Here is an 8,161-nt window from a genome sequence, read left to right on the forward strand (position 1 = left end):
CCGGAGCTGGGAATGCCCATCCCGACACGACAGCCGCACCGATCGGCGCTCTCGGGTGTAGCCGACATGAGGTCCCGAGCCCGGATAACAGGATGAATGGCAAATAATCAGCTTTCGTTACCGGAGGTGGATGATGGCCAGGAAGTTCGAGGGGGAGGTCGCGCTCGATATACGTGATTCGGTGCCCGATTGGGGGCCCTACGCGGAACCGACGGCACCGCGGGGCGCGCCGAATGTGCTGTATCTGGTGTGGGACGACATCGGGATCGGTACCTGGGACTGTTACGGCGGTCTGGTCGAAATGCCGAATATGAAGCGCATCGCCGACAGTGGTGTGCAGTTCACGCAGTTCCACACCACTGCCCTGTGTTCACCAACTCGCGCGTCCTTGATGACCGGCCGGAATGCGACCTCGGTCGGTATGGCGACCATCGAGGAGTTCACTGACGGCTTCCCGAGCATGTGCGGTCGCATACCGGCAGAAACGGCGCTGTGCTCGGAGGTGCTCGCCGAGCGTGGGTGGAACACCTACGCGGTCGGCAAATGGCATATGACACCGTTGGAAGAGGAGAATCTGGCGGCGTCCAAACGGCATTGGCCGCTGGGGCGTGGGTTCGAGCGGTTCTACGGGTTCCTGGGTGGCGAGGCCGACCAGTGGTATCCGAATCTGGTCTACGACAATCATCCGATCACGCAGCCGTACACACCGGAAGACGGATATCACCTGTCGAAGGACCTCGCCGACAAGACAATCGAGTTCATCCGCGACGCGAAGGTGGTCGCCCCCGACAAGCCGTGGTTCACCTACCTTTGCCCCGGATGCGGGCATGCCCCGCACCACGTGCCACGGGAATGGGCCGACAAGTACCGCGGCCGGTTCGACATGGGCTATGAGAAATACCGCGAGATCGTGTTGGAGAACCAGAAGCGCCTGGGTCTGGTGCCGGAGAACACCGAACTCTCACCCATGAACCCGTATGCGGATGTCACCAGTGCCGACGGCAAGCCGTGGCCGCTGCTGGACACGGTGCGACCATGGGATTCGCTGTCGGAGGACGAGAAGCGGCTGTTCCGACGGCAGGCCGAGGTGTTCGCCGGATTCCTGTCCTACACCGACGCGCAGATCGGCCGACTACTGGACTATCTCGAGGAAAGCGGCCAACTCGACAACACCATCATCGTCACGTTCTCGGACAACGGCGCCAGCGGCGAAGGCGGTCCGAACGGCACCGCCAACGAGATGAAGTTCTTCAACGGCTACCTCGACACGATCGATGACAGTCTGGCCAAGCTCGAGGAACTGGGTTCGCCGACCACCTATAGCCACTACAGCATCGGGTGGGCGATGGCGTTCAACACCCCGTACAAGCTGTACAAGCGATATGCCTCGCATGAGGGCGGCATCGCCGACCCGTGCCTGATGTCGTGGCCCGCCGGGATAGCGGCCCGCGGCGAAGTGCGCCACCAGTACCTCAACGTCTGCGATGTCACCCCGACTGTTTACGACCTACTCGGCATCACACCGCCGGACACCGTGAAGAATGTGGCGCAGCGCCCATTGGAAGGGGTCAGTTTCCGGGCGCTGTTCGACGACGCGAACGCGGACGTCGGCAAGCACACGCAGTTCTACTCGATGCTCGGCACGCGCGGCATCTGGCATCGCGGGTGGTTCGCCGACACCATTCATGCGGCATGCCCGTCCGGCTGGGGAAATTTCGACAAGGACCGCTGGGAACTGTTCCATATCGAGCAGGACCGCAGCCAGGTGCACGACCTCGCCGAGGTTCACCCCGAGAAACTCGAGGAGCTGAAAGCGCTGTGGTTCGCGGAGGCCGACAAATACAACGGCATGCCGCTCAATGATCTCGACGTCATCTCCGCTCTGACCCGCTACCGTCCGACATACGGCGCGAAGCGGGACAGTGCTGTCTACTATCCGGGCAGCGCGGAGGTGGGACCCGGTGCGGCACTGGAGATTCAGGGCCGGTCGTTCGCGCTGCTCGCGGAGACCACGATCGACCGCGCAGATGCCGAAGGGGTGCTGTTCGCCCACGGCGGCCGACTCGGCGGACACACGCTCTATGTCAAGGACGGCCACCTGCACTACACCTACAACTTCCTCGGCGAGGAAGAGCAGACCATCGTTTCGGATCGAACGATACCGCTGGGCGATCACATCCTCGGGATACGGTACGAACGTCGTGGAACCCGCGCTGACAACTTCACCCCGACCGGGGAGGCCGTCCTGTATATCGATGAGGATCCGGTCGGCTCGTTCGAGGACATGCGCACCCAGCCCATCGTGTTCTCCGGTGTCGGGGAAGGAATCCGCGTCGGTCGCGACGGTGGTCAATCTGTTTCCGCACGCTACCGCGCACCGTTCCCGTTCACCGGGGGCACCATGCGTCAGGTCATCGAGGACGTGAGCGGCAAACCGTATCAGGACCTGGAAATGGCCGCGGCTGCGGCATTTTCGCGGGATTGAGGTGGCGATTCGTGGCTACCGCGATCGGTGACGATATTCGGCGAGGCATGGTCCGGATATCCGGCGGCAGCTTCGCGATGGGATCGGAGGACTTCTTTCCCGAGGAGCGGCCGGTGCACCGGGTGCGGGTCGATGCGTTCTGGATCGACCCGCACCCGGTGACCAACGCCGCTTTCCGACGGTTCGTGAAGCAGACCGGATACGTCACGGTCGCCGAACGCACTCCCGCAGCCGAGGATTATCCGGATGCGGAGCCGGAGAACCTGATCCCGGGCGGACTGGTATTCCGGCCCACCAGGCGACCGGTGCCATTGGACAACTGGCACCGTTGGTGGCGGTACGTGCCCGGCGCGTGCTGGCGCCACCCACGCGGGCCCGGCACCACACTCGACGGGCTCGACCGCCACCCGGTCACTCAGGTCGCCTACGAGGACGCGCAAGCGTATGCGGCTTGGGTCGGCAAACAGCTGCCGACGGAAGCCGAATGGGAGTATGCCGCTCGCGGTGGACTGGACGGGGCCACGTTCACCTGGGGCGACGAATTCGAACCTACCGGTCGCCGTATGGCCAATGTCTGGGTTGGCGCGTTTCCGTGGAAATTCGAACCCGGTCGCGGGCAGGCTGGGACTCCTGGCACCACAGCGGTCGGCACCTATGCGCCGAACGGTTACGGTCTGCACGATATGACCGGCAATGTCTGGGAATGGACCATCGACTATTTCCGCCCTCGGCATCCGACGCCGACCTGCTGCGCTCCACGCAATCCGCAGGTGGGCACACCAGAATCGACAGTGCCGCAACGGTTTCCACGTCGTATCATCAAAGGTGGATCATATCTGTGCGCGGCATGCTATTGCCTGCGGTACCGGCCTGCGGCCCGACAAGGTCAGACCGAGGAAACCGCTACCTGCCATCTCGGCTTCCGGTGCGTCGTGCGCGACGCAACTTCGTGAAACTGTGCACCAACCGACAAACAGCGATTCAGCCTTTATGGATAGGGTTCGGCCGCAGGCAGTTCGGTAGCCATGCCGGTCCTGCCGTCGGTGCAACGCCGCGCAGGCCGCGCACTCCGCTTCGCCTCCCCGACGGCGACTCCGAACGGACCCTGCTGTGCACCTTTCCGTCCGCGGTCCTACTCGCCGGCTTGCGACTCAACAGTGCGCGCCCACCCGGCCAGGGTGTGCCGCCCCTTGCTCTCGCACCTTCAACACCCTGGCGTCGGCGGCGGCGAACGTGTAGGTGTCTTTTCCCACGGTCCGGCCAAGGCTATATGACCAGTTCAGGCTGATCGGTGTGCAGTGACCAGGAGGTACTCCCACTCCATCCGGCCGTTGCCCACGTCATGTCGGGCAGCGAGATCCGCGAGTTCCCGGTCCAACCGCGCGATCCGGTCGGGTTCTGCGGCAATGGCTTTGTACACGGCGATCGTCGGTCCGTAGTAGGCCTTGAAGAAGTCGCGGAACTCGGCGCCGTCGGCGAAATGATCGATGACCGCTTTTTCGCGTCGCAACTCCAGGTCGGCGACGCGATCACCCAAGAGCGCCCGGACATGTGTCTCGTCGCCCCACATCGGGGCTGGCTGCGCCCCGGGCGGGGGCGGCGGAGCGAACGGTTTCATCACGGCGAACATCTGCCCGATGAATCCGGTGGGTGTCCAGTTGATCAGCCCGATCGTGCCGCCCGGCTTGGTCACTCGCATCAGTTCGTCTGCGGCCGCCTGGTGGAACGGCGCGAACATGACGCCTACGCAGGAGATCACGGCGTCGAACTCGGCATCGGCATAGGGCAGCGCCTCGGCGTCGGCTTCCTGCCACTGCAGGTCGACGCCCCGCGCGGCAGCGAGACGCCGGCCTGCGTCGAACAGTTCCGGCGTAAGGTCGCTCGCAACGACTTCGGCACCGGTCTCCGCGGCCGGGATCGCTGCGTTTCCGGATCCGGCCGCGACGTCCAGCACACGCTGCCCCGGGGCGATACGGCAGGCCTCGACGAGACGCCGACCCAGCTCAGGGATGACTTCGGTGGCGACGGCCGGGTAGTCGCCCAGTGCCCACATTGCGCGCTGCCGTGCCTTGAGACCAGCGGGGCCGGATTCGGTCATCTGATTCTCCCTCTGCAGTCGGGCCAGTGGACGCGGCCGAACCTGATCGATTTGAAACGAGTCGGGAAGTCGGCTGTCGTGCAGGAGAAGCTAGTGGGTTCTGCTCCTGCTATTTCGATGCCAGTCACCGAGGTCCTCGGGCTCGATATGGCCAGCACCCGTTCCGATCGAACCCAACCATTCTGCGGGCAAGTTGGTGAAAATGCGCCGGTACGGTCGCAGCGTGTCGTACGAGGACACCCGTGAGGCCGCCGCACGCTACCACCGGCTGGGTGAACCATTCACGATCGAGCTGGTTTCCCGGCCCCGGCCGGCGGATGTTGCTGTCGAAGTCCACGCGTGCGGTCTGGTCCCGAACCTGGCGCCTATGCCGCCGGGCCGGATCCGGTGGGACTAGTTGTGGAACTCGGTTCGCAGGTTTACGGGTTCGACACAGACGACGATTTCCGGCAGTTGATCATCCGAGTAGGGTTGTCCCAGGGACGTATGGAGGTATCCGTGGACGGCGTCCCTGCACACGCTGAACCCTTCGCTGCCGATGACGATAGTGCGGGGCGTTCTCCGGAGCGGCTGCCGCGAACGCGTCGTCAAATCGAGTGCTGGTCGAGGCTCACGATGTTCTCGCCGGAGCCGGCCGGCAGACCGGGGCTTGCTCGCTTTGCACCCGAGCAAGCGGGATTCCACGGCGAGACCGTCGCCCGCGCCGCTGCTCCAGATGGTCTCGACGACGTCGTTGTTACGCGAACGAGATATGCGAGGTGACGAAAGCGATCGAATGCACAATTCGGTTCACCGAGCTCGCCGGAAAGGCAATGGTCTCGCCAGAAAGGCAATGATGATGATCAAGGAGACGTACCGCAGCACCACCCGTCAACTGTTCACCATGGTCGCGATGGCGGGGATAGCGACAGCGTTCCCTGCGATGGCGGCGATTCCTGCCGTGGCCGCACCGACCGCTGCGCCGGGCATCGTGCAGTTCGATCAGCCTCGGGGATGGGCCGGCAATGACGCTGCCGCGCCACCTCCGCCAGTCGCGCCCCATGGCTGCGACAATGAATACTGCGGGGGTAATGGCGGGGGCAATAATGACTGCGGCGAGAACAACGGGACCGGGGAACAAAACGGCTGCGGCGAAAACGGCGGGGGCGAAAACGGCGGAACCGGAAATGGCCCAGGGGTCGCCGAAGCCCACGGCATCCACCACACCACGGCCTCCTCGTAGGAGCAGAGGCCCCGGTAAGCGATCGTGTCTCGGCGGTTTATCAACGATCAACCCGCCACTGATCTGCTACGACAACTGATCACCGGGCGGCCGATCAAATGCCGTCAACACGGCGATGTCGGCCACGCGGCCGTTGGTGTCCGCCGGGCGGACGCTGCGTACCGCAGCACGCGGCGTACCGCAGCACGCTGCGGCGGGTTGCCCGACTTTGCCTGGCAGTCCACCACCTCGCCTGTCGCTCCCGACAGCATCCGGACCCAGCGGTCCGGCTACGCCGCAGTCGTCGCGCAGCGCGGCTTCCGGGAGTACGTAGACTTCAGCGGATGAGCGATCTCGCGGACTTCACACAGCTGATTGCCGGCGACCATGGACTTTGTGTCGTCTCTACCGTGCGGGCGGACGGCACGATTCAGTCCTCGGTTGTCAACGCGGGTGTGTTGGAGCACCCTGCTACCGGCGAGCATGTGGTGGGGATGGTGGTGCGCGGCGGTACGCGCAAATTGGAGAACGTGCGTGCCCGGGCTCGCATGACGGTCGTGGCTCGTGTCGGTTGGCAGTGGGCGGCTGTCGAGGGCCCGGTGTGGATCGTCGGTCCGGACGACCCGGCCCCTGGCATCGATGCCGAACGGTTGCGGCTACTGCTGCGCGAGGTGTTCACCGCGGCTGGCGGCACCCACGAGGACTGGGTGGAGTACGACAGCGTTATGGCCGCCGAGCGCCGGGCGGTCGTTCTCGTGCTCCCGGATCGCGTTTACAGCAACGGCTGAAGCGCTGTTGCGCTCCGGCGCTTCCCGAAACGGACCGGAACGGTTTCCTGTTCACGGACGGCCTTGTTCAGCCCGGCGACGTCGGGTTGTAGCGGTCCCCAGGGTGGCCGACTGGACAGCGCCGACGGGATTCATCCTGCGGTTCTCGAGCGGGCTGCATTGTGCTGGTACAGGTTAGGGCTCGAGCACGATTTTGCCGTGGGTGTGTCGGCGTTCGAGTTCGGTGTAGGCCTGGCGGACTTGTGTCAACGGGTAGACATTCGCGATCGGGACTTCGAGGTGTCCCTCGGCGATCAGGGCGGCCAATTCGGCGAGTACCTCGGCGCCCGGCCTGGCGTTTGTTCCGGGTTCGGTCTTGACTCCGTACTTCGCGGCCGCTGCGAAATCGGCGATGGTGTCGATCCGCTCGACTGCGACGCCGAGGGCAAGGGCCAGTTCGACGTACCCGCCGCCGTAGGTGTCGATGAAGGCATCGACGCCACCCGGTGCGACGGCCTTGATCCGGTCGATGGCTCCGTCACCGTATGCGACCGGGATCACGCCGTGGCTTTGCAGCCACTCGTGGTTATGCCGGCTCGCCAGGCCGATGACAGTGGCTCCGGCACGGCGAGCGAGCTGAACGGCGAGCGAGCCGACTCCGCCGGCTGCTGCGGACACGACAACGGTCTCCGCCTTGTCGAGTTGCACGGAATGTACTGCCCCCCAGGCAGTCACCCCGGCGACGTACAGGCCGCCGGCCACCGCCCATGAGACGTTCTTCGGTTTGGGTGTGAGGTTGTCGACGTCGACCAGGACCAACTCGGCCTGGGCGGCCCGCTTCTCGGAGAACCCGATCACCTCGTCGCCGGGCGAGAATCGGTCGACTCCGACGCCGACCTCGACGACAACCCCGGCGAGATCGCTGCCTTGCCCGGACGGAAACGTCGAGGGAAAGACGCCGGCCATCGCGCCGGTGCGGATGGCCGCCTCACCAGGGTTGATGCCTGCCGCTTTTACCCGAACCAGGACCTGCCCGTCGTCAGGTACGGGACGGTCGACATCGTCGACCCGCAAGACCTCGATTCCGCCGAACTCGTCGTATCTGACTGCTATTGCCATTGTGTTGCTTCTCCTCCGATGCGCGCCGCGCGGCCGACCTCGAGAACGGGAATGGTGGGCACCGGTGTGCCCGTCACCAGGGCACTGTTCCGGCGTCGTCGAAGAATCCGCCGGTCGGTCCGTCGTCGGGCAGGGTCGCGAGGTGAATTGCGATGGCCGCACCCTGTTGCGGTGTACGGACGCCGCGAAAGCCGTTGAGGTCGGTGGCGGTGAAACCGGGACAGCCGGAGTTGATCAGGATGTTGGTATCACCCAGTTCCTTGACGTATTCGATGGTGAGGGCGTTGAGGAAGGTCTTCGAGGCCAAGTAGGCGGCGGGAACCGGGCCCATGTCGATGCCGGGCGTGGTTTGCAGGGCCAGCGACCCGACGCTGCTGGACATGTTGACGATCCGCGGTGCGGCCGAGGCGCGCAGCATCGGCAGCATCGCGTTGGTGACCCGGATGACCCCGATCACGTTGGTTTCCAGGGTCTGGCGCAGACTTCGTGAT

Annotated in this window: 7 protein-coding genes; 3 read left to right on the plus strand and 4 right to left on the minus strand. The window is 64.7% G+C overall.

Annotated elements, in window-relative coordinates:
- The first annotated feature begins 133 nt into the window (after window positions 1-133).
- Both ACT86A_RS26485 and ACT86A_RS26490 read left to right on the plus strand, forming a co-directional pair.
- Entirely contained in the window at window positions 134-2,485 is a 2,352-nt protein-coding gene (locus ACT86A_RS26485) for an arylsulfatase (protein WP_445094941.1), read from the plus strand.
- 47 nt (window positions 2,486-2,532) lie between these two features.
- The gene (locus ACT86A_RS26490; protein ID WP_445094949.1) at window positions 2,533-3,438 is read left to right on the plus strand and encodes a formylglycine-generating enzyme family protein; all 906 of its coding nucleotides are present in this window, start codon (window positions 2,533-2,535) and stop codon (window positions 3,436-3,438) included.
- Window positions 3,439-3,764: 326 nt separating this feature from the next.
- On the opposite strand, the gene ACT86A_RS26495 is transcribed toward ACT86A_RS26490, so the two are convergent.
- Together ACT86A_RS26495 and ACT86A_RS26500 are read right to left on the minus strand one after the other, a co-directional pair.
- Window positions 3,765-4,583: a class I SAM-dependent methyltransferase gene (locus ACT86A_RS26495; RefSeq protein ID WP_445094942.1), complete on the minus strand. Its 819-nt coding sequence runs from the start codon at window positions 4,581-4,583 to the stop codon at window positions 3,765-3,767.
- A gap of 736 nt (window positions 4,584-5,319) precedes the next feature.
- Window positions 5,320-5,787: a hypothetical protein gene (locus tag ACT86A_RS26500; protein ID WP_445094943.1), complete on the minus strand. Its 468-nt coding sequence runs from the start codon at window positions 5,785-5,787 to the stop codon at window positions 5,320-5,322.
- Between the two features lie 341 nt (window positions 5,788-6,128).
- Between ACT86A_RS26500 and ACT86A_RS26505 the strand changes: the two genes are divergently transcribed.
- The gene (locus tag ACT86A_RS26505) at window positions 6,129-6,572 is read left to right on the plus strand and encodes a pyridoxamine 5'-phosphate oxidase family protein (RefSeq protein ID WP_445094944.1); all 444 of its coding nucleotides are present in this window, start codon (window positions 6,129-6,131) and stop codon (window positions 6,570-6,572) included.
- Window positions 6,573-6,746: 174 nt separating this feature from the next.
- Here the strand turns inward: ACT86A_RS26505 and ACT86A_RS26510 are convergent, their stop codons facing one another.
- Both ACT86A_RS26510 and ACT86A_RS26515 read right to left on the minus strand, forming a co-directional pair.
- A complete protein-coding gene (locus ACT86A_RS26510) occupies window positions 6,747-7,670 on the minus strand; it encodes an NADP-dependent oxidoreductase (RefSeq protein ID WP_445094945.1) in 924 nt (307 codons plus the stop codon).
- Window positions 7,671-7,743: 73 nt separating this feature from the next.
- On the minus strand, window positions 7,744-8,161 hold a 418-nt coding region (locus ACT86A_RS26515), incomplete at its 5' end, for an SDR family NAD(P)-dependent oxidoreductase (protein ID WP_445094946.1).

The organism is Nocardia glycosmidis, from assembly GCF_052545115.1.

Excerpts from the sequence above, each read along its gene's own strand:
- ACT86A_RS26485 (WP_445094941.1), top strand. The coding sequence starts at position 134 with ATGGCCAGGAAGTTCGAGGGGGAGGTCGCGCTCGATATACGTGATTCG.
- ACT86A_RS26490 (WP_445094949.1), top strand. The coding sequence starts at position 2,533 with ATGGTCCGGATATCCGGCGGCAGCTTCGCGATGGGATCGGAGGACTTC.
- ACT86A_RS26495 (WP_445094942.1), bottom strand. The coding sequence starts at position 4,583 with ATGACCGAATCCGGCCCCGCTGGTCTCAAGGCACGGCAGCGCGCAATG.
- ACT86A_RS26505 (WP_445094944.1), top strand. The coding sequence starts at position 6,129 with ATGAGCGATCTCGCGGACTTCACACAGCTGATTGCCGGCGACCATGGA.
- ACT86A_RS26510 (WP_445094945.1), bottom strand. The coding sequence starts at position 7,670 with ATGGCAATAGCAGTCAGATACGACGAGTTCGGCGGAATCGAGGTCTTG.